Genomic DNA, 18,575 nt, shown 5'->3' with positions numbered 1-18,575 from the left:
CCTCTCCTCTTATTCGGGGAGAGGACTTTTTCACTCCGCCGCCAGGCGCTTGTCTCCCGGATGGAACATCTCGACGGCGGACTTGAAGTCTTCCTGATTCGGGCACCGTGCCAGACGCGAGCGGAAAGCCTCGATCATCCAGGCAGCCGCGGGGCCAGGAGGGTTATCTACCTTGCGGATAGCATAGAGCGGATATTCGCTCTGATCGTAGGCATCGAGATCCAAAGGCACCAGCCTGCCCTTCTGCAAATCCTCCATGATGAAGGAGGCCGGCAGGCCGCCCCAGCCGAGACCACCGCGGATCAGCTGATGCTTTGTGGCGATGTCGCTGAGATGCCAGATCTTGTAGGACAGGACGTTGAAATCCTTGCCATTGGTGAGGTTTGAGGCATCGGTGACGACCAGTTGCACCTCTTCGCGCACGTCGGCAAGCGTCAGCGGCCGTCCCAGCAAAGCGAGCGGATGCGTCGGGGCTGCTACCGGCATCATGAAGGAATGTCCGATGCGCTCGATGACCAGGGCGTCGTCCTGCTTCAACACCGAGCCGCCGATACCGATCGTCGACTTGCCTCTGGCAACGAGCTCCAGCATCGAACCAAGTTCGCCGGTGTCGAGCCGCAGGGAAACATAAGGGAAGCGATCACGGAATTCCCGCAGCACCTCGACGGTCGCATGCACCGGCACCATGACGCTGATGGCAACAGCCACCTCCGCCTCGAGGCCGCTCTTCAGGCCTTTCACGCGTGCGCGCATTACCTGCAGATCGGAAAGAATGCGGCGGGCATCCTCCAGCATTACCCTGCCCGCATCCGTCAGCTTCGGCTGGCGCGAGCCGGATCGCTCGAACAGCGGCATTTCGAGCTGAGCCTCCAGATTGGCAATCGTGTAGCTGATCACCGACTGCGCGCGGTTGAGCGTGCGCGAGGCGGCGGAGAAACTGCCTGACTCGGCGACGGTCAGAAAGACCTGCAACTGGTCCAGGGTGGGATTGGGGAGCATCTGCGGCTATCCATTCTATCGATAATTCCAATCCATATTATCACAGTTTTTCTCGATAGCACTGACGACTTATCTATGGAGGCGAACGTGATCGGACTCTCCCAGCCGATTTTCGCAAACCATTGAAAAGGAAAACGGATATGTCCTCCATTCTGCTTCTGACCTCCAGCCCGCGTCCGGACTCGCTCTCCACCAAGATCGCCACCGAGCTGGCGGAGAAGATCAAGTCCAACAATCCGGGCAAGACGCTTGTCAAGCGCGACCTCGCAGCTGACAACCTGCCGCACATCGATGGCCCCTTCACGGACGCCATCCGCACGCCGGCCGACGCCCGCACGCCCGAGCAGCAGGAGCTGGTTAAGGTTTCCGACGCGCTCGTCGACGAGCTGCTGGCAGCCGACACGCTTGTTATCGGCACCGGCCTCATCAACTTCAACATCTATTCCTCGCTGAAGACCTGGATCGACAACGTCGCCCGCGCCGGCCGCACCTTCACTTACACGGAAACCGGCCCGAAGGGTCTGGCTACCGGCAAGAAGGCCTACATCGTGCTCGCCTCCGGCGGCGTCTACTCCGAAGGCCCGGCTGCCCCGCTGAACCATGCCGTTCCCTACCTGAAGTCGGTTCTGGCTTTCATCGGCATCACCGACGTCGAGACCGTTTACATCGAGGGTGTCGCCTTCGGTCCGGAAGCAGCCGAGAAGGCCATCGATGCTGCTCAGGCCCGCGCTTCCGAGCTGGCTCTCGCCGCTTAATCGACAGCATTATTTGATGATGACAGGCGGCCGGCTTCAACCGGCCGCTTTGCTATTCCACCTGTGGCAATTCCTTCACGAACCGTTTCACGGTTTCCAGAATTTCATCGGAAAGCACCTCGTCATTTGCCACGCGAGAAAGGCCGAGCGCCCCGGTTATCAGGCACGAGGCGATGATGGCCTTTCGCCTGGCTTCGGCTGTCTCCGGCTTCGGCATGCGCGCTGTCATGGCATCGAAATTCTTCCGCAAACCTTCCGTCGCGACGGCGCGGACCGTATCGCTGCTGCGCGCCATATCCGCCGTCAGCGCCGCATAGGCACAGCCCTCGCCGCAATGATCGCGGTGACGTTCGCTGAGATAGGTATCCATATACTCGTCAAGCGAGATGCTTCCGGGATCGATTCCCTTGTCCTCCTGCTGTCGCCGCCATGATCCGATCGCCGATTCCACAGCTTCCGCGACCAATTCGTCGCGAGAGGCGAAGTGCTTGTAGAAGCCGCCGACGGTAAGCCCCGCTTCCTTCATGAGGTCGGCAACGCCGATCCCTTCCAATCCCTCCTCGCGCAAACGCTTGGCGGCGAGCGTCACGATGCGTTCGTGCGTCTTCTGTTTTTCCAATTGTGAGCGGCCCATCGAAAATCCTTTCATGCCTGGCTTGACAAAATAGATAACGATCATAATCCTTATAGATAACGATCATAATCCAGATCGTGACAAAAGCCAACTGGAGCTACGAACATGCGTCTCAAGAACAAGGTTGCCGTCATCACCGGTGGGAACAGCGGTATTGGCCTTGCCACCGCCCGCCTCTTTCTCGCCGAGGGCGCCAAGGTCGCCATAACAGGCCGCAACGCCAAGACACTGGCTGCGGCGGCCGAGCAACTCGGCGGCGACGTGCTGGCATTGCAGGCCGACACCACCGATATCCCGGCCATGGAGAAGGCCTTTGCCGAAGCAGCGGAGAAGCTCGGGAAATTCGATGTGGTCTTTGCCAATGCCGGCATTGCCGGGGATACGCCGCTCGGAAAAACGACGCTTGAACAGTTCGAAACCATCGTCCGCGTCAATTTCACCGGCGTCTTCTTCACTGTGCAGGCCGCCTTGCCGTATCTGAACGACGGCGGCTCCGTCATCCTCAACGGCTCCGTGCATGCTGTTCTCGGCATTCCCGGCGCGTCGGCTTATGCCGGCACGAAGGGCGCCGTTCGCGCCATGACCCGCAATCTCGCTTCCGAGCTTGCGCCACGCGGCATCCGCGTCAACCAGGTCACACCCGGCGCCACCAAGACGCCGATCTGGGACCCACGTGCTGCCACGCCGGAGGCCCTCGATGCTCTACAGGCCCGCTTCGGCAGCCTCAGCCCGCTCGGCCGCATGAGCGAAGCCGACGAAATCGCCAAGGCCGCGCTCTATTTCGCCTCCGACGATTCCGCCAACGTGACGGCCATCGAAATCACTGTCGACGGCGGTGCAATCAACGCTCCGTCCGGCGCCAAGCTCTTCCGCACGGCTTGAGGCCAGCGAACTATCGGTCATTAATTGTCAGTGAGTGTCGTGGGTCGCCAAAGCAGACGCTGGAGGCGGCCCCTGCATAGGTGCCTATTAAGGAAATGCGCCCGATATCAGACCTGGCGAACCTTTTCGCCGTCGCCAAAGAGGCCCGCGCCGTTCTGATCGATAATCTGCTGGCCCTTGCGGAAGGTCGATTCCACGGCATCATCAGACGAGGTGAAGACGTCGGCGCGGATGAAATTGCGCACCAGGATCTCGCCGTTCACATCCTTCTCGATCCGGCCCATGAGCCGGAACTGATTGCCCTCGCGCTGCGGCGTCGCATAGATCGTGCAGCCGGCATGCACCTGGGGTTCGACGCTGACCGTCGAGCCGCCGGACTTTTCGGTACCCGCCTGCGATGCGCCACCGGTGAAAATCGAAAGGATATTTGAAAAGAACGAAGCCATGGATCGCCTTTAGCATGAAGGTTGCAGGGTCGCAAAGTCAAATGATCAGGTTTGCCAGGATCTCGTTTTCGGTGATGTCCTCGTAGCCCATGCCGGAACTTTCAAAATTGGCGATAAGCCGTTTGAAATTATCCGGATTCTTCGTCTCAATGCCGATCAGGATGGAGCCGAAATTGCGAGCGCTCTTCTTCAGATATTCGAAGCGGGCAATATCATCCTCCGGTCCGAGCATGTTGAGGAAATCACGAAGCGCGCCGGGACGCTGCGCGAGGCGTAGGATGAAGTATTTCTTCAAACCCGCATAGCGCATGGCACGCTCCTTGACGTCGGGCAGGCGCTCGAAATCGAAATTGCCGCCGGAGACGACGGCGACGATCGTCTTGCCGCGGATGGCATCGCGATCGAGCTTTTCCAGCGCCGTGATCGCCAGAGCGCCGGCTGGCTCCAGCACAACGCCTTCCACATTCAGCATATCGGTGATGGTGACACAGATGGCGTTTTCCTCGATGAGTTCGACCTGCTGGGCCGCAAAACCCTTAAGCGCGGCGAAGTTCAACTCGCCGATACGGCCGACAGCAGCGCCATCGACGAAATTGTCGACCTTGGCAAGCGTGACCACCTGCCCCGCCTCGATGCTGCGGCGCAGGCTCGGCGCGCCGGCCGGTTCGGCGAAGGTGAAGGCATCACTGACAAGCGTGCCGGCGAAATAGCCGGTGATCCCCGCTGCAAGGCCGCCACCGCCTACGGGAAGCAGAACGTGGTCGGGGATAATACCTTCAGGAAGCTGCTCGGCGATCTCGGCTGCGACCGTTGCCTGCCCTTCGATGATATCCGCATGATCGAAAGGCGGCACCATGACGCCGTCGATCTGTTCGACATGTTCACGGGCCGCCTGATAGCACTGATCGAAGAAATCGCCGAAGAGCTTGATGGTGATGAACTCACCGCCGAAGATACGGGTCTTGTCGATCTTCTGCTGCGGCGTTGTAACAGGCATGTAGACGACACCCGGCACACCGAAATGGCGGCAGACGAAGGCAAAGCCCTGGGCATGATTGCCGGCGGATGCGCAGACGAAAGTCTTTCCCGTACCGCCCTCGGCAATCACCTTGCGAAAGAAATTGAAGGCACCGCGGATCTTGTAGGAGCGAACCGGCGTCAGATCTTCACGCTTTAGCCAGATATCGGCGCCATAGCGGGCGGAAAGATGCTCGTTCAGCTGCAGCGGCGTTGCGGGGAAGAGGCCACGCATGGCCTCTGTGGCTTCGAGAACACTGTGTTTGTCCACGGTCTATCCGTCCTTCTTCAATCGCCCTCGCTATGACACAGGAAAGATGAGCAAAGAAAGCCTCTTTATCGCGCTTTCGGTCCTGCAATGGCGAGATTGGCCGCACCGAACAAGTCATTAACCATTTATGCCCCTGACTGTCGAAACCCCTAAATCTGTGAATTGACAGCCAAGCCCCCCCTGCGTCCAATATGACACAGCCATCATGATGATGGTTAGAGGCCCGCCTTAAATCCGATCCGTCGGCTACGGCGGGCTTCGCTTATCCATGTTGGCATTAACTTATACTTGCGCATAGGATTGAGAATCGCGCGAAAGATGTTTATCCCAGTTTTGCTCGAGGGGAGAACATCATCATGCGCCTCATGCGCCTAGCTGTAATCGCTTTCACTCTTGCGGTGCTTGCTTCCTGCGCCTCGCAGGAAAAAAGCTTCGAGAAAAACATCCCCATTATGAAGGAAAGCCCGACGGCACGAGCGCAGGTCATCGACAAGTGCATGTCGCAGCACCTGCCACCGGAAACGCTGGATGAAATCGCTTTCTACGTCAAATCTCAAAGAAGCGACGCAAAGCGACTCTTTTGTCAGCGACTGATGAACGGTGTGGTATCGGGAAAGATCAGCTATGCCGATTTTAAGGCCATGTTCCAACAGAAGAAGGTGACACCGGCGCTTGTCAGTGTTCTCAAGGGTCACTGAGCCGAGCATGTCAGGCTCACGCTGATCGGCCCCTCCTGCAAAACAAGCCTTGACTGAATCACTCAAGTGCTTGATGGGAAAAGGCACGCGGACGTGGCGAAACTGGTAGACGCAAGGGACTTAAAATCCCTCGGCCTTTGGCTGTACGGGTTCGACCCCCGTCGTCCGCACCAAAATCAAATTCCATCAAAATCCTAATGAAAAAGGCGTAGCCTTCGCCGCGCCTCTTCCACATTTGCAAGACTTTCAAATCAAGCTGTGAGCTTGGCCGCGATCTTGGCGACATGGGCGCCCTGGTACTTTGCGGCTTCCAGTTCGATTTCGGAAGGCTGGCGCGAGCCGTCGCCGTTGGTGATAGTGGAGGCGCCGTAGGGGGAGCCGCCCTTGACTTCTTCCGTGCCCATCTGACCCTGGAAGGCGTAAGGGAGACCGACGACGGCCATGCCGTGGTGGAGAAGCGTCGGGATGAAGCCGAGGATGGTGGATTCCTGGCCGCCGTGCTGCGTTGCCGACGAGGTGAAGACCGAACCGACCTTGCCGACGAGCTTGCCGCCGAACCAGAGGCCGCCGGTCTGATCCCAGAAATTGCGCATCTGCGAGGCGACGGTGCCGAAGCGCGTACCGGCACCGACGATGATGGCGTCATAGTCTGCCAGTTCATCCGGGGTTGCGATCGGGGCTTCCTGATCGAGCTTGAAGTAGGAGGCCTTGGCGACCTCTTCCGGAACGAGTTCCGGAACGCGCTTGACGGTGACTTCGGCACCGGCCGACTTTGCGCCTTCCGCGACGGCATAAGCCATCTTCTCGATATGACCGTATGAGGAATAATAGAGAACCAGAACCTTAGCCATAAGAACGTCTCCCGTTTGTTGGACGCGTTGAATGTCGGGGAATGTTGTATCAGCGATGCGACAGGGACGCAGCCCCCACGCTCAGAACGCAGTGTTCATCCTGCGTAGACGGAGTTCACTTGCAACATCTTGTGATGACTGGCTGCCGGCCAAAACGAGCGTTTGCATTCGCCGTAAACAGCGCTACCTATTTCGGACCTTTTTGCGAACGCGCGGATTGCGCATTTTCCTGGATGTCTTCATGTCGAACGAAACCATTGTCACAGCCGCCATGCTCGCCATCGGCGACGAACTGCTCTCCGGCCGGACGAAGGACAAGAATATCGGCCATCTCGCCGATGTGCTACTGCTGGCCGGCATCGACCTGAAGGAAGTCCGCATCGTCGCCGATGATGAGGACGCGATCGTTTCGGCGCTGAATGCCTTGCGCGGTCAGTATGATTACGTCTTCACCTCAGGCGGCATCGGCCCGACGCATGACGATATCACCGCCGATGCCATCGCCAAGGCATTCGGCGTGGCCTGCGAGCACGAGGCCGAAGCCATGAGAATCATGGGGGAAATGTATGCCCGGCGCGAAATGGAATTCACCGAGGCTCGCCAGCGCATGGCCCGCATGCCCGTAGGATCGAAGCATATCGCCAATCCGGTCTCGACCGCCCCCGGCTTCAACATCGGCAATGTCTATGTCATGGCCGGCGTACCGCAGGTCTTTCAGGCGATGCTCGACAATGTCATCCCGACACTCAGGACCGGCGCAAAGGTGCTATCAACAGCGATTTCCTGCCCCTATGGCGAAGGCGAGATCGGCACGCCGCTCGGCCTCATCCAGAAGGCGCACCCTGAAACCAGCATCGGCTCCTACCCGCGCTATGTCGGCCAATTCTTCTCGACCGAGATCGTCGTCAGGGGCCGCTCGGCGGAATTGGTCGAAAGTGTCGCAGAGGAAGTGCGCGCAATGATCGAAGCCATCCGGCAGTCGAAAGCCAAGGAAAATCAGTCAGCTGAGGCCTGACGTTTAACGAAGGTGTGTACTTTCCCGGGAACTCTGAGACCATTCAGAGCATTATCTTGTAGCGGAATGCTGATATCATGATCCGATCCAACCCTTCCGCATGGGAGATCTCTTCATGTCCTACAAAACGATAGTGACCGTTCTCGACAATCCCGACAATACGCGCATCGCTGCCGCGTTTTCGGCGGCACTCGCAAAGGAGCAGGGCGCGCATGTCGTCGGGCTTCATGCGGAAATTGTCTCGACCGTCCCGCTGGTGGCGCCGATGGAGATTCCAGACCCTGTTGCGGTTCAGGCGCTTCAGGACGTCGCCCATAATCAGGCGGTCGAAATCGAACGGGCGTTCCGCTCGAAGATGGAGACCGCCGGTCTCGACTACGAATGGCACAGCTTTGCCAGTACGGTCGGCTACGGCACCGAACCGCTGATCGAAAGTGCCCGCAGCGCCGATCTGCTGGTGGCCGTGCAGCCGGACCCCTCGAAATATGCCGACACGCAGGTTGATGTCGAAACCTTCCTGTTCGATAGCGGCCGGCCGGTCCTGTTGATCCCCTATATTCTCAAGGAGCCGAAGCCCGTCCGCCGCGTGCTGATCGCCTGGAACGGCTCCAAGGAAGTGGCCCGCGCCACCTTCGACGCCCTGCCTTTCCTCAAGGCTGCGGATTCAGTCGAGATCCTTTCTGTCAGCACGTCGGAAAAGGACCCGCATCCGTCCAAGGAAACCGGCGTCCGGATAGCCGCGGCGCTGACACGCCATGGCGTTCGCGCCAAGTTCGAAACGGCAGCCTGCACCGGCAAATCGACGCCGTCGCAGGTCATCGAAAACCGCCTGGCGGATGACAGCATCGACCTGCTGGTCATGGGTGCCTATACGCATTCTTGGCTGTGGCAGATGATCTTCGGCGGCACGACGCGCACCCTGCTGCAATCGATGACGGCAATGACGTTGCTGGCCCGGTGAGCGGCTGAAAGCTCGAATCCTGTGTCAACCGGTGCAAATGTGCATCGGTTGCGCCCCTTGCAGCTATTGCCTTTTGCCCGTAAATCCAGCAGAAAGCAGCGACCGATGACAGAATTCCCGCCAGGGAACCGTTCGCGCGGTCGAAGGGGCATGATCCCGAAAAGCTCAGGCTTTTCCCGGATGAGATCCTGTTCAAGCAGATAGCAAGCGAATCGTGTTCCGGATTTGGTTCTTGGTCCGCGCCCAGCGCGGGGTCTGCTCAGGGTCGCCGGCGCTGCCGGTGTGTTATTATTCCATGCCCCGGAGCTTTCTGCCATGTCCCTGCCCGATAAAGCCTTTCCCGTATCCTGGGATCAGTTCCATCGCGATGCGCGCGCGCTTGCCTGGCGGCTTGCCGGCCTCAACCGTGAATTCAAGGCAATCGTCTGCATCACACGCGGCGGCCTCGTGCCGGCCGCCATCATCTCTCGCGAGCTTAACATCCGGCTGATCGAGACGGTCTGTGTCGCCTCCTATCACGACTATTCCAGCCAAGGCGAAATGAACCTGCTCAAGGGCATCGCACCGGAGCTATCAGTCAATGGCGGCGAAGGCGTCCTTGTCATTGACGATCTCACCGATACCGGCAAGACGGCTCTAGAAGTCCGCGCCATGCTGCCGAAGGCGCATTTTGCCTGCGTCTACGCGAAGCCGACCGGCGTTCCCACGATCGACACCTTCATCACAGAGGTCAGCCAGGATACCTGGATCTACTTCCCGTGGGACATGGGCTTCACCTATCAGGAGCCAATCGCCAAGGGCCATCGCGGCTGATCTCCCGCTGCCGGCGCGCGAATCAGTCACGATTCATGCGCTGTCGCGAAATATGATTCGGATAGTGGTAATAGAGGTGGGCGCTACGGCGCCCACTAGATTTAGTGGGCGTCATAAAGCCGAGAAAGCGTGAGATTCAAGGCTTTCCGCGCGAATCATGATGCGCGACTGCATGAATTTGCCGCGCTGCCAATGGCATCGAGGTCACGGTCACAATTTTGTCGCTTTCGACACCGCCGTTGATGATACTTGCTGCGCCAACAGTCGCGCGAAGGTCGAGCATCCCTCCTCAAGCTCTTGAATCTCTTGGCCTACTGGCGTTTCCCCAGTTTCCACAGGCGAGCCCACAAGATATTGTGGTTAGCAATCCATTACAAACCACCCCTTGACGGAATCGGGTCTTTCAAAGTTAATGGACGACGTTGCGGCGGCGACTGGACCAGGCGGGGTTACGAGGGCTGGTTCTCAATTCGAAATCGGATTTGGATTCAAGGCGATTCACCTGTGCAGGTGGCCCGCCGGGAGGATTTTTGTGTCGATCTCGATGCGGCCGAAAAAACACATGCGGGGACTGGCGGCAATAAGCTGTTAATACTATATTTAGTGTTTGCAGCCACCATCACCACAAGATACAGGAAAGACATCTCCGGGTGACACCTCCTGTCAGAAAGCGGATCAGAGACTGGCTGCGCGTTGAATTCGCGATGCCGGAATGAGAATTTTTGCGCCCTGTTCTCATGCGGGCGCGCACCAACGAATGAAGGATTGGGACCATGCGCATCGAACGTCGTTTTACGAAGGCCGGCCAGTCACCCTATGCGGATATCGAATTCCGCAAGGCGACGAGCGAGATCAAGAATCCTGACGGTTCGATCGTGTTCCGCCTCGAAAACATCGACGTACCCGCGCAGTTCTCGCAGGTTGCCGCCGACATTCTCGCGCAGAAGTATTTCCGCAAGGCCGGCGTGCCCGCCAAGCTGAAGAAGGTCGAGGAAAACGACGTTCCTTCCTTCCTGTGGCGTTCCGTGCCCGATGATGCGGCCATGAAAGATCTGCCCAAGGATCAGCAGAGCGGCTCCGAAACCGATGCCCGCCAGGTCTTCGACCGCCTTGCCGGCACATGGACCTACTGGGGCTGGAAAGGTGGCTACTTCTCGTCGGAGGAAGACGCCTCCGCTTTCCAGGACGAGCTCGCCTATATGCTCGCCACGCAGCGCGTCGCTCCGAATTCCCCGCAATGGTTCAACACCGGCATGCACTGGGCCTATGGCATCGATGGCCCCGGCCAGGGCCACTATTATGTCGATCCCTTCACAGGCAAGCTCACCAAGTCCAAGTCGGCCTATGAGCATCCGCAGCCGCATGCCTGCTTCATCCAGTCGGTCGAGGACGATCTCGTCAACGAAGGCGGCATCATGGACCTGTGGGTTCGCGAAGCCCGCCTCTTCAAATACGGCTCCGGCACCGGCTCGAACTTCTCGATGCTGCGCGCCGAGGGTGAAAAGCTTTCTGGCGGCGGCCGTTCTTCCGGCCTCATGAGCTTCCTGAAGATCGGCGACCGCGCTGCCGGCGCCATCAAGTCGGGCGGCACGACCCGCCGCGCCGCCAAGATGGTTGTCGTCGACATCGACCATCCGGATATCGAGGACTACATCAACTGGAAGGTCAAGGAAGAGCAGAAGGTTGCCGCCCTCGTCACCGGTTCCAAGATCGTCGCCAAGCACCTGAAGGCGATCATGAAGGCGACCGTCAATTGCGAAGGCGACAATAACGATTGCTTCGACCCGGCCAAGAACCCTGCCCTGAAGCGCGAGATTCGCGCCGCCAAGAAGGATCAGGTTCCGGAAAACTACGTCCAGCGTGTCATCCAGTTTGCACGCCAGGGCTACACGGATCTCGAATTCAAGACTTACGACACGGACTGGGATTCGGAAGCCTACCTCACCGTATCGGGTCAGAACTCCAACAACTCTGTCTCCATCAAGGACGACTTCCTGCGTGCCGTCGAGAATGATGGCGACTGGAACCTGACCGCCCGTAAGGACGGCAAGGTCGTCAAGACGCTGAAGGCTCGCGACCTCTGGGAATCCATCTCCTATGCCGCCTGGGCATCGGCCGATCCGGGCCTGCACTTCAACACGACGATGAACGACTGGCACACCAGCCCGGCTGCCGGCCCGATCCGCGCATCCAACCCGTGCTCGGAATACATGTTCCTCGACGACACGGCCTGCAACCTCGCTTCGCTGAACCTGATGACCTTCAAGGACGCAGCGACGAAGCGCATCAACATTGCCGATTACGAACACGCCGTCCGCCTCTGGACCGTCGTTCTCGAAATCTCCGTGATGATGGCGCAGTTCCCCTCGCGCCGCATTGCAGAACTCTCCTACGAATACCGCACGCTCGGCCTTGGCTACGCCAATATCGGCGGCCTGCTGATGTCGTCGGGCATTCCCTATGACTCGGACGAAGCTCGCGCCATTGCCGGCTCGCTGACCGCGATCATGACCGGCATCGCCTATGCGACCTCGGCCGAGATGGCATCCGAACTCGGGACCTTCCCGATGTTCAAGCCGAACCGCGAAAACATGCTGCGCGTCATCCGCAACCATCGCCGCGCCGCTTACGGCGAGACTTCGGGCTATGAGAGCCTGTCGGTCAATCCGCTGGCGCTGATCCACGCCGACAATCCGGACCAGGATCTCGTCGCCCATGCCAAGGCCGCCTGGGACAAGGCGCTGGAACTCGGCGAAAAGCACGGCTACCGCAACGCCCAGGCAACCGTCATCGCGCCGACCGGTACGATCGGCCTCGTCATGGATTGCGATACGACCGGCATCGAGCCGGACTTCGCCCTGGTGAAGTTCAAGAAGCTCGCCGGCGGTGGTTACTTCAAGATCATCAACCGCGCCGTTCCGGAAGCGCTGCGCACGCTCGGTTATTCCGAAAGCCAGATCGCAGAGATCGAGGCCTATGCTGTCGGCCACGGCAACCTGAACCAGGCTCCGGCCATCAACCCATCGACACTGAAGGCCAAAGGCTTTACCGCTGAGAAGGTCGAGGCCGTCAATGTTGCGCTGAAGAGCGCCTTCGACATCAAGTTCGTCTTCAATCAGTGGACGCTCGGCGCCGACTTCCTGAAGGGCACGCTGAAGGTGTCCGACGAGCAGATGGCCGACATGAGCTTCAACCTGCTCGATCATCTCGGCTTCTCCAAGAAGGACATCGAAGCCGCCAACATCCATGTCTGCGGTGCGATGACGCTGGAAGGCGCGCCGTTCCTCAAGAACGAGCATCTGGCCGTCTTCGATTGCGCCAACCCCTGCGGCAAGATCGGCAAGCGTTACCTCTCGGTCGAAAGCCACATCCGCATGATGGCGGCAGCGCAACCATTCATCTCGGGCGCTATCTCCAAGACGATCAACATGCCGAACGAGGCGACCGTCGAGGATTGCAAGAACGCCTACATGCTGTCCTGGAAGCTCGGCCTCAAGGCGAACGCGCTCTATCGCGACGGCTCCAAGCTCAGCCAGCCGCTGAACGCATCACTGATCGAGGATGACAGCGATGAGGATGCGCTGGAGGAATTCCTGCAGGCTCCGGCCGCCGCACAGGCCGTCACCATCACGGAAAAGATCGTCGAGCGCGTGATCGAGAAGGTCGTGCGTACGCAGGAAAAACTGCCGAGCCGCCGCAAAGGTTACACCCAGAAGGCCAAGATCGGCGGGCATACGATCTTCCTGCGCACCGGCGAATATGACGACGGCCGTCTCGGCGAAATCTTCCTTGACATGAACAAGGAAGGCTCAGCGCTTCGCGCCTTCATCAACAACTTCGCCATCTCCGTCTCGCTCGGCCTGCAATATGGCGTGCCGCTCGAAGAATATGTCGACGCCTTCACCTTCACAAAGTTCGAGCCGGCCGGCATCGTCACGGGTAACGACGCCATCAAGAATGCCACGTCGATCCTCGACTACGTGTTCCGCGAACTGGCGATCTCCTATCTCGGCCGTCACGATCTTGCGCATGTCGACACGTCCGACTTCAACAACACGGCGCTTGGCCGCGGTGTTTCCGAAGGCAAGGCCGATGTCGTCTCCAAGGGCCTGACCCGCGGCTACAAGCCGACGCTGGTTCCGACATCGGGCGAGCGTCCGGCAGCCGAAGCCAAGGGTTCGGCAACAGCCGCCCCTGCCCGCGCCGCCTCGCTCGGTACGGTAACGGCTTTCGCCGGCAACACGGTCCGCAAACTGGAGCCGGCAAGCTCCGTCTCGACCTCCGAAGTCGTCGCTTTCAAACGCGATTATGAGGAACGTGCGAAGGAATTGGCCGAAGAGATCGCGGAGGAAGTCATCGCCGAATCCGCGACGGGCCTCTTCACCGATAACGCGGCAAGCGAAGCAGCCAATGCCAAGACGGAGGCCAAGAAGCTCGAATCCGAACGCCGCGCCCGCTCCATCATGCAGGGCTACACCGGTAACATGTGCACCGAGTGCCAGAACTTCACGATGGTCCGGAATGGAACTTGCGAGAAGTGCGACACCTGTGGAGCTACGAGCGGCTGTAGCTGAGTATCGGTACGTGCGAAAGTCTGGGAAGCCAATGGGCTAGCCTCAGGCGATTGAGTAAATTCCAATTGGCACTTTCCGGGCACTTCGGTGTCCGGAAAGTGCAAAGATGAACAAAACAAGAACATATATTCAGTGGATTACTGCCGACAAATGCTTTTACCAACGCCGATGTCGCTCTTCGTGCGCTTGTACGACGCATGTTTCCTTGGCTTCAGTCTGATAACAGCCGCTATCGGCCTGTGACATCGTTCCGTATCTGCAGCGGCATACCAACGCTGGCAGACGTTGCCGATCGCGTTGCAATGGGCGCCCAAAGATTTGCCTTTGATGGCTCGAAATAATCTTTCTCGTCTGCCGCCATGGCGGGAGCAAGCGGTCCGAACCGCATCAATGCAGTGAATTGAATTGTGCCGCGTCGTGCCCGTTCAGCTCGCGCCATTGCAGAGGCGTCAGCCCCTCCCAGTCGCGAAACGCGCGATAGAAAGAACTGCGATCCTGATAACCTAGAAGACATGCGACCTCGTCGATGTCGGTGGACGGATTGGACAGCAATTGCCGCCCGAGTTCCTGGCGCGCTTCCGACAGAAGCTCGCGGAAGGTCTTGCCCTCTTCGGTGATGCGCCGTTGCAGCGTTCGCTCGCTCATGTTGAGATCCTGCGCTATCTGCGACAACTCCGGACGCCCGCTTGCAAGCGATCGCTTGAGGACGACTTTCACCTGGTCGCCAATGGAACTGCGGGCCTGCAGTTCACCCATAGCGGCAGCAAGCGCGGGCGTGAGGATTTCCAGGAGCTCGGGATTGTGGCCCGGAAACGGGCGGTCAAGATCGACCGATTTCAGGATGAGCTTGTTCTGCGGAGCACCATATTTCACAGGACACCCGAAAAAGAGCCGATACAGATCGCTCTTTGGCCCGGAGCGCATGAACTCGACCCGAACCGGCGTCAGGGGTTGGCCAGTCCCGTGGCGGCCAAGCTCGATCAGGAAGGCGAAGGTAACGTCGGTGGCGATCCCAGGCTCAAGCTCGGTTGTGTAAACCCAGTTGGTTGCGATCGAAACTTCGCCTTTGTCCTCATGGAAACTCAACTGCTCGGGCGTGCAGAGCCGCTTGAAGCGCGCAACCCGGTAAAGTGCATCGCGATAATCCTTGGCGTGAAAGGCGGCCAAAGTCGATGGTGGATGAACCGCCGTGTCTGCCTCGCGGACGAGCCGAAGTCCGAGTGCAGGCTCCGGCGCCAACTCCTCAAGTGCCCTGAAGATCGCGAAATACTGCGCGGTCGTCACCATGCCGGTCTCGCCCAGATGCAGCGTAGCGGGCAACCGGGCCTGCCGCAGCACCGCGGAGGGTGGCAAGCCGATCCGCTCGACCACACGCCAGAAGGCCTGAGGCACCTTGCATTTGTCTGCTGGCATCACACTCATCTCAGCCAATCCTCTAAGTCTGCTCTCGCAGAGGTACGCTGGTCTGTCATCCGCTTGCGGCAATGTTAGCGCATCTGGCTCATGATGATGCGATCAAACATCCGATCACCGAGCCATTTACGGATCGCAATCATCGGCTTGGCATATTTACCGGCGACGTAGCGCGTCCGCGGCCTTCTCGCATGCACGGCAGCCGAGACGACATCTGCGATCACCTTCGGATCGGTGCCGCGCCCATGGCCATAGGTCGCCCTCGTGATCTTGGCGACCACCTGCGAGACCTTGGCATAGGGACCTGACCCGGAGCGCTTCACAAGGCCGTCGGCGACCACGTCGCCAAATCCCGTCTCGATCAGGCCCGGTTCGACGACAACGACGTCGATGCCGAACGGGGCCAGTTCCAGCCGAAGGCTGTCCGACCAGCCCTCGAGCGCATGCTTGGCGGCATGGTACCACGCGCCAAGCAACGTATAGATCTTGCCGCCCATCGAGGTGATGTTGACGATGGTGCCGGAACCTCTCTGGCGCATCGCGGGCAAGAGAAGCTGAGTCAGGCGAGCCGAGCCGAAGACATTGACTTCGAACTGATATCTCGCCTCGTCCATGGCGATGTCTTCGACCGGTCCATACAGTCCGAATCCTGCATTGTTGACAAGGACATCGACGCCTCCGCTTTCGGCGAGAATGATTCCCACGGCCGCCTTGATCTCGTCGTCGTCAGACACGTCCATCTGTAGGGCACGTGCCCCAAGGCGTTCGAGATCCAGCATCTTATCGACGCTGCGCGCCGCTACATAGACCCTGAAGCCATCGCTGACGAGACGCTTGGCGATTTCCTTGCCCATCCCGAATGACGCACCGGTCACGAGCGCTGTTTTCTTGCGTGTAATGCTCATATCTGCCTCTCTGTTCGCAAGATCACAAATATAAGCTCGCCAGCGATCGATCATTGACGGAAGATGCCATCGCTGTTGCATATTACGCCAATCGCGAGTGTATGCAAAAGAGAACCAGCAGCACTTCCAAGCTCCCACATCCAAAAGGGACGTAACAAGGTCAACTTGTTCAGCCGCTAAACTCGCGCTAATTAGCATTGCCCAGCGCCTGCAGAGAGAGCAAGTCGGGCACTAATCATGCGCCAGGATATCGCCAATGGGATGGGAAGCACTCGCGCAATGGGGTGAGGACGCAGTTCGCCTCGAAGCACTCACCGGTGGGGTTGCCAACGATGTATGGAGCGTTCGTATCCATGGGGAAATTGCCGTCGCCCGTCTCGGTTCCAGGTCAGATGCTGATCTTGGTTGGGAAACCGCCCTGCTCCAGCACCTCGATCATGAAGGCATGACCGTTCCAGTGCCGATCCCGACGATGGATGGTCGGCTGTTCGTGGATGGTCTGGTGGTGATGAAATACCTTGAGGGCGGACCGCCGGAGACAGGGGCCGATTGGCGTCGGGTTGCCGACACCCTGCGCGAGCTGCACCGGCTGACGCAGGGCTGGCCTCAACGGTCCGGCTGGAAATCGTCGACCGACCTCCTGCATGCCGAAGCCGGAACGAGGATCAATCTTGCCGCAATGCCGCCCGAAGGTGTTGCTCGATGTCGAGCAGCATGGGCGCGTCTCGTCGGGCGTCAGACATGCGTCGTCCATGGAAATCCCAACAACCCTGGCAATATCCGTATGACGGCTAATCGCGTCGCGTTGATCGACTGGGACGAGTCCCATGTTGACGTTCCGGACCTTGACCTCGTATTGCCTGACAACGCTGCCGATCTCACCGATGATGCTTATGATATCGCCGCACAAGCATCCGCAGCATGGGAAGCTGCTGTCTGTTGGCAGGACGAATACTCGGTCAAGCGGCTTGCCGAAGTTCGAGCGGTCTAAGCGATGTCGGCGGCTTGACGGAAGCTCCCGGCTTTATCGCCGTTCACGTCAAAGCATCCCAATTGCCCGATTTCGGCCACGAAACCGGCGGGAAATGATCCATTTTCATTGAAATTGTTGCTGCAGCAATATGCAGCAACAATCGGTCTGCCGAGCCTCAAACCCGTCATGCACGGTGCCCGGCCTTTCGACGCATTTTATCGCTGAATCCGGCCCTTGCGGTATCGGAGATAGCAGTTCAATCGTGTGAGGCACCGCTTTGAAAACCGGCAGCGATATCAAGAGCATTCAATATCTGCGGGCGATCGCCGCAATTTCCGTTCTTTGCTTCCATGTCTGCGAGGCATACGGCCTAGACTTCAAGTTCGGAGCGGCTGGGGTCGATATATTCTTCGTCATCAGCGGCTTTATCATGTGGGTCACGACCGATGGAAGATCGCTCGGTCCGCAGGAATTCATGTGGCGCCGGCTCATCAGGATCGTGCCGCTTTACTGGATTGCGACGGCGGCAACCTTCGTCGTCGCCGTGCTGAAACCACAATTCTTCTTCGACACCAATTCGAGCATCGAGAACTTGATCGGCTCGCTGTTTTTCGTGCCCTTCATGAAGGACGAAGCATTGCATCCCGTCGTCGAGCAAGGATGGACGCTCTCCTACGAGATGTTCTTCTATCTCATCTTTTCGATTTCACTGCTTCTGCCTGAGTTCAGACGGCTATGGTTCCTCATGGTGGCCCTGGGGACCATCGTGATTGGGCATTATCTGCTGCCTTCCGGCTATCTCAGTGTTTTCACGCAGCCGGTCATTTTGGAATTCGCCGCCGGCATCGTCATCGGGCGCCTGTGGAAACAGGGCTTTCGGCTGCCTTTTCCCGCCGCCATCGGCTTGATGATCGTCGGGGTCGTGCTGCTAGTCGCGAGCGACCCGTTGATCCATCTGGAGCGGGCTGTGCGCTGGGGCATACCGGCAGTGTTGCTGCTGTCAGGCGCCGTTTTCGCGGAGCGGGAACGAGGCGTGCCGCAGCTGGCGTTCCTGCATTTCCTGGGAGATGCCTCCTACTCCATCTATGTTTGGCACGTCCTGACCGGCATCCTGGTCACAGCGCTGCTTTTGCGCGTCGGAGTGCCGCACGATATGCAGCCTATGCCTATAGCATTGGGTTCGCTGGCCTTTGCCATCGTTTGCTACTTGGGCATCGAGCGCCCGATGCAGCGAAAAATGCGATCGTCGCGCCCGCGGCCGGTCTATCGCAGCTGACGCATGAAAGTGGCCGAACAGATCTAAGCGGACCGAAACGCATCAAACTGAATTGCATGCAATCGCCATAGGAATCGACCACTCGAGAAAAC

Annotated in this window: 16 protein-coding genes and 1 tRNA gene; 10 read left to right on the top strand and 7 right to left on the bottom strand. The window is 58.9% G+C overall.

The window, feature by feature from the left end; all coding sequences use genetic code 11:
* Positions 1-30: 30 nt before the first annotated feature.
* A complete protein-coding gene (locus tag PH558_RS14365; protein ID WP_285205058.1) occupies positions 31-999 on the bottom strand; it encodes a LysR family transcriptional regulator in 969 nt (322 codons plus the stop codon).
* A gap of 140 nt (positions 1,000-1,139) precedes the next feature.
* Here PH558_RS14365 and PH558_RS14360 point away from each other — a divergent pair, with 140 nt between their 5' ends.
* Positions 1,140-1,754, top strand: a complete 615-nt coding sequence (locus PH558_RS14360; protein WP_285205057.1) for an FMN-dependent NADH-azoreductase — start codon at positions 1,140-1,142, stop codon at positions 1,752-1,754.
* Positions 1,755-1,806: 52 nt separating this feature from the next.
* Here the strand turns inward: PH558_RS14360 and PH558_RS14355 are convergent, their stop codons facing one another.
* Positions 1,807-2,388 carry a TetR/AcrR family transcriptional regulator gene (locus PH558_RS14355; RefSeq protein ID WP_285205056.1) on the bottom strand — a complete coding sequence of 194 codons (582 nt, stop codon included), beginning with the start codon at positions 2,386-2,388 and terminating at the stop codon, positions 1,807-1,809.
* Positions 2,389-2,493: 105 nt separating this feature from the next.
* Between PH558_RS14355 and PH558_RS14350 the strand changes: the two genes are divergently transcribed.
* Positions 2,494-3,270: an SDR family oxidoreductase gene (locus PH558_RS14350; RefSeq protein WP_285205055.1), complete on the top strand. Its 777-nt coding sequence runs from the start codon at positions 2,494-2,496 to the stop codon at positions 3,268-3,270.
* Positions 3,271-3,377: 107 nt separating this feature from the next.
* On the opposite strand, the gene PH558_RS14345 is transcribed toward PH558_RS14350, so the two are convergent.
* Together PH558_RS14345 and ilvA are read right to left on the bottom strand one after the other, a co-directional pair.
* A complete protein-coding gene (locus tag PH558_RS14345; protein WP_015339645.1) occupies positions 3,378-3,716 on the bottom strand; it encodes an HlyU family transcriptional regulator in 339 nt (112 codons plus the stop codon).
* A 37-nt stretch (positions 3,717-3,753) separates the two neighbouring features.
* Positions 3,754-5,004, bottom strand: a complete 1,251-nt coding sequence (ilvA, locus tag PH558_RS14340; protein WP_285205054.1) for a threonine ammonia-lyase — start codon at positions 5,002-5,004, stop codon at positions 3,754-3,756.
* 356 nt (positions 5,005-5,360) lie between these two features.
* On the opposite strand from ilvA, the gene PH558_RS14335 reads away from it, so the two are divergent.
* Both PH558_RS14335 and PH558_RS14330 read left to right on the top strand, forming a co-directional pair.
* On the top strand, positions 5,361-5,702 hold the full coding sequence (locus PH558_RS14335; RefSeq protein ID WP_285205053.1) for a hypothetical protein: 342 nt from the start codon (positions 5,361-5,363) through the stop codon (positions 5,700-5,702).
* Between the two features lie 87 nt (positions 5,703-5,789).
* A tRNA-Leu gene (locus PH558_RS14330) sits at positions 5,790-5,875 on the top strand.
* Between the two features lie 78 nt (positions 5,876-5,953).
* On the opposite strand, the gene wrbA is transcribed toward PH558_RS14330, so the two are convergent.
* On the bottom strand, positions 5,954-6,553 hold the full coding sequence (gene wrbA, locus PH558_RS14325) for an NAD(P)H:quinone oxidoreductase type IV (RefSeq protein WP_285205052.1): 600 nt from the start codon (positions 6,551-6,553) through the stop codon (positions 5,954-5,956).
* A 241-nt stretch (positions 6,554-6,794) separates the two neighbouring features.
* Here wrbA and PH558_RS14320 point away from each other — a divergent pair, with 241 nt between their 5' ends.
* The 4 genes from PH558_RS14320 to PH558_RS14305 all read left to right on the top strand — a co-directional run bounded on the left by PH558_RS14320 (position 6,795) and on the right by PH558_RS14305 (position 13,916).
* Positions 6,795-7,568, top strand: a complete 774-nt coding sequence (locus PH558_RS14320; RefSeq protein WP_285205051.1) for a competence/damage-inducible protein A — start codon at positions 6,795-6,797, stop codon at positions 7,566-7,568.
* Positions 7,569-7,683: 115 nt separating this feature from the next.
* The gene (locus PH558_RS14315) at positions 7,684-8,529 is read left to right on the top strand and encodes a universal stress protein (protein ID WP_285205050.1); all 846 of its coding nucleotides are present in this window, start codon (positions 7,684-7,686) and stop codon (positions 8,527-8,529) included.
* Between the two features lie 315 nt (positions 8,530-8,844).
* Positions 8,845-9,342 (top strand): xanthine phosphoribosyltransferase, encoded by a 498-nt coding sequence (gpt, locus tag PH558_RS14310; RefSeq protein ID WP_069611931.1) that lies wholly within the window; start codon positions 8,845-8,847, stop codon positions 9,340-9,342.
* A 773-nt stretch (positions 9,343-10,115) separates the two neighbouring features.
* Positions 10,116-13,916, top strand: coding sequence for a vitamin B12-dependent ribonucleotide reductase (locus tag PH558_RS14305; protein WP_285205049.1), 3,801 nt, complete (start codon positions 10,116-10,118; stop codon positions 13,914-13,916).
* A 387-nt stretch (positions 13,917-14,303) separates the two neighbouring features.
* Here the strand turns inward: PH558_RS14305 and PH558_RS14300 are convergent, their stop codons facing one another.
* Together PH558_RS14300 and PH558_RS14295 are read right to left on the bottom strand one after the other, a co-directional pair.
* Positions 14,304-15,338, bottom strand: coding sequence for an AraC family transcriptional regulator (locus PH558_RS14300; protein ID WP_285205048.1), 1,035 nt, complete (start codon positions 15,336-15,338; stop codon positions 14,304-14,306).
* 65 nt (positions 15,339-15,403) lie between these two features.
* Positions 15,404-16,234 carry an oxidoreductase gene (locus tag PH558_RS14295; RefSeq protein WP_285205047.1) on the bottom strand — a complete coding sequence of 277 codons (831 nt, stop codon included), beginning with the start codon at positions 16,232-16,234 and terminating at the stop codon, positions 15,404-15,406.
* Positions 16,235-16,490: 256 nt separating this feature from the next.
* Here PH558_RS14295 and PH558_RS14290 point away from each other — a divergent pair, with 256 nt between their 5' ends.
* Both PH558_RS14290 and PH558_RS14285 read left to right on the top strand, forming a co-directional pair.
* Positions 16,491-17,225 carry a phosphotransferase enzyme family protein gene (locus PH558_RS14290; RefSeq protein ID WP_285205046.1) on the top strand — a complete coding sequence of 245 codons (735 nt, stop codon included), beginning with the start codon at positions 16,491-16,493 and terminating at the stop codon, positions 17,223-17,225.
* Positions 17,226-17,484: 259 nt separating this feature from the next.
* Positions 17,485-18,483 carry an acyltransferase family protein gene (locus tag PH558_RS14285; protein ID WP_285205045.1) on the top strand — a complete coding sequence of 333 codons (999 nt, stop codon included), beginning with the start codon at positions 17,485-17,487 and terminating at the stop codon, positions 18,481-18,483.
* The last annotated feature ends 92 nt before the right edge of the window (positions 18,484-18,575 follow it).

The sequence above is a fragment of the Rhizobium pantanalense genome, from assembly GCF_030182525.1.
Taxonomy (GTDB): Bacteria; Pseudomonadota; Alphaproteobacteria; order Rhizobiales; family Rhizobiaceae; genus Rhizobium.
This window is presented reverse-complemented; position numbering and strand designations above follow the sequence as displayed.

Excerpts from the sequence above, each read along its gene's own strand:
- PH558_RS14300 (WP_285205048.1), bottom strand. The coding sequence starts at position 15,338 with ATGAGTGTGATGCCAGCAGACAAATGCAAGGTGCCTCAGGCCTTCTGG.
- PH558_RS14305 (WP_285205049.1), top strand. The coding sequence starts at position 10,116 with ATGCGCATCGAACGTCGTTTTACGAAGGCCGGCCAGTCACCCTATGCG.
- PH558_RS14295 (WP_285205047.1), bottom strand. The coding sequence starts at position 16,234 with ATGAGCATTACACGCAAGAAAACAGCGCTCGTGACCGGTGCGTCATTC.
- PH558_RS14365 (WP_285205058.1), bottom strand. The coding sequence starts at position 999 with ATGCTCCCCAATCCCACCCTGGACCAGTTGCAGGTCTTTCTGACCGTC.
- PH558_RS14320 (WP_285205051.1), top strand. The coding sequence starts at position 6,795 with ATGTCGAACGAAACCATTGTCACAGCCGCCATGCTCGCCATCGGCGAC.
- PH558_RS14335 (WP_285205053.1), top strand. The coding sequence starts at position 5,361 with ATGCGCCTCATGCGCCTAGCTGTAATCGCTTTCACTCTTGCGGTGCTT.
- PH558_RS14360 (WP_285205057.1), top strand. The coding sequence starts at position 1,140 with ATGTCCTCCATTCTGCTTCTGACCTCCAGCCCGCGTCCGGACTCGCTC.
- PH558_RS14350 (WP_285205055.1), top strand. The coding sequence starts at position 2,494 with ATGCGTCTCAAGAACAAGGTTGCCGTCATCACCGGTGGGAACAGCGGT.
- PH558_RS14345 (WP_015339645.1), bottom strand. The coding sequence starts at position 3,716 with ATGGCTTCGTTCTTTTCAAATATCCTTTCGATTTTCACCGGTGGCGCA.
- PH558_RS14290 (WP_285205046.1), top strand. The coding sequence starts at position 16,491 with ATGGGATGGGAAGCACTCGCGCAATGGGGTGAGGACGCAGTTCGCCTC.
- PH558_RS14355 (WP_285205056.1), bottom strand. The coding sequence starts at position 2,388 with ATGGGCCGCTCACAATTGGAAAAACAGAAGACGCACGAACGCATCGTG.
- PH558_RS14315 (WP_285205050.1), top strand. The coding sequence starts at position 7,684 with ATGTCCTACAAAACGATAGTGACCGTTCTCGACAATCCCGACAATACG.
- gpt (WP_069611931.1), top strand. The coding sequence starts at position 8,845 with ATGTCCCTGCCCGATAAAGCCTTTCCCGTATCCTGGGATCAGTTCCAT.
- wrbA (WP_285205052.1), bottom strand. The coding sequence starts at position 6,553 with ATGGCTAAGGTTCTGGTTCTCTATTATTCCTCATACGGTCATATCGAG.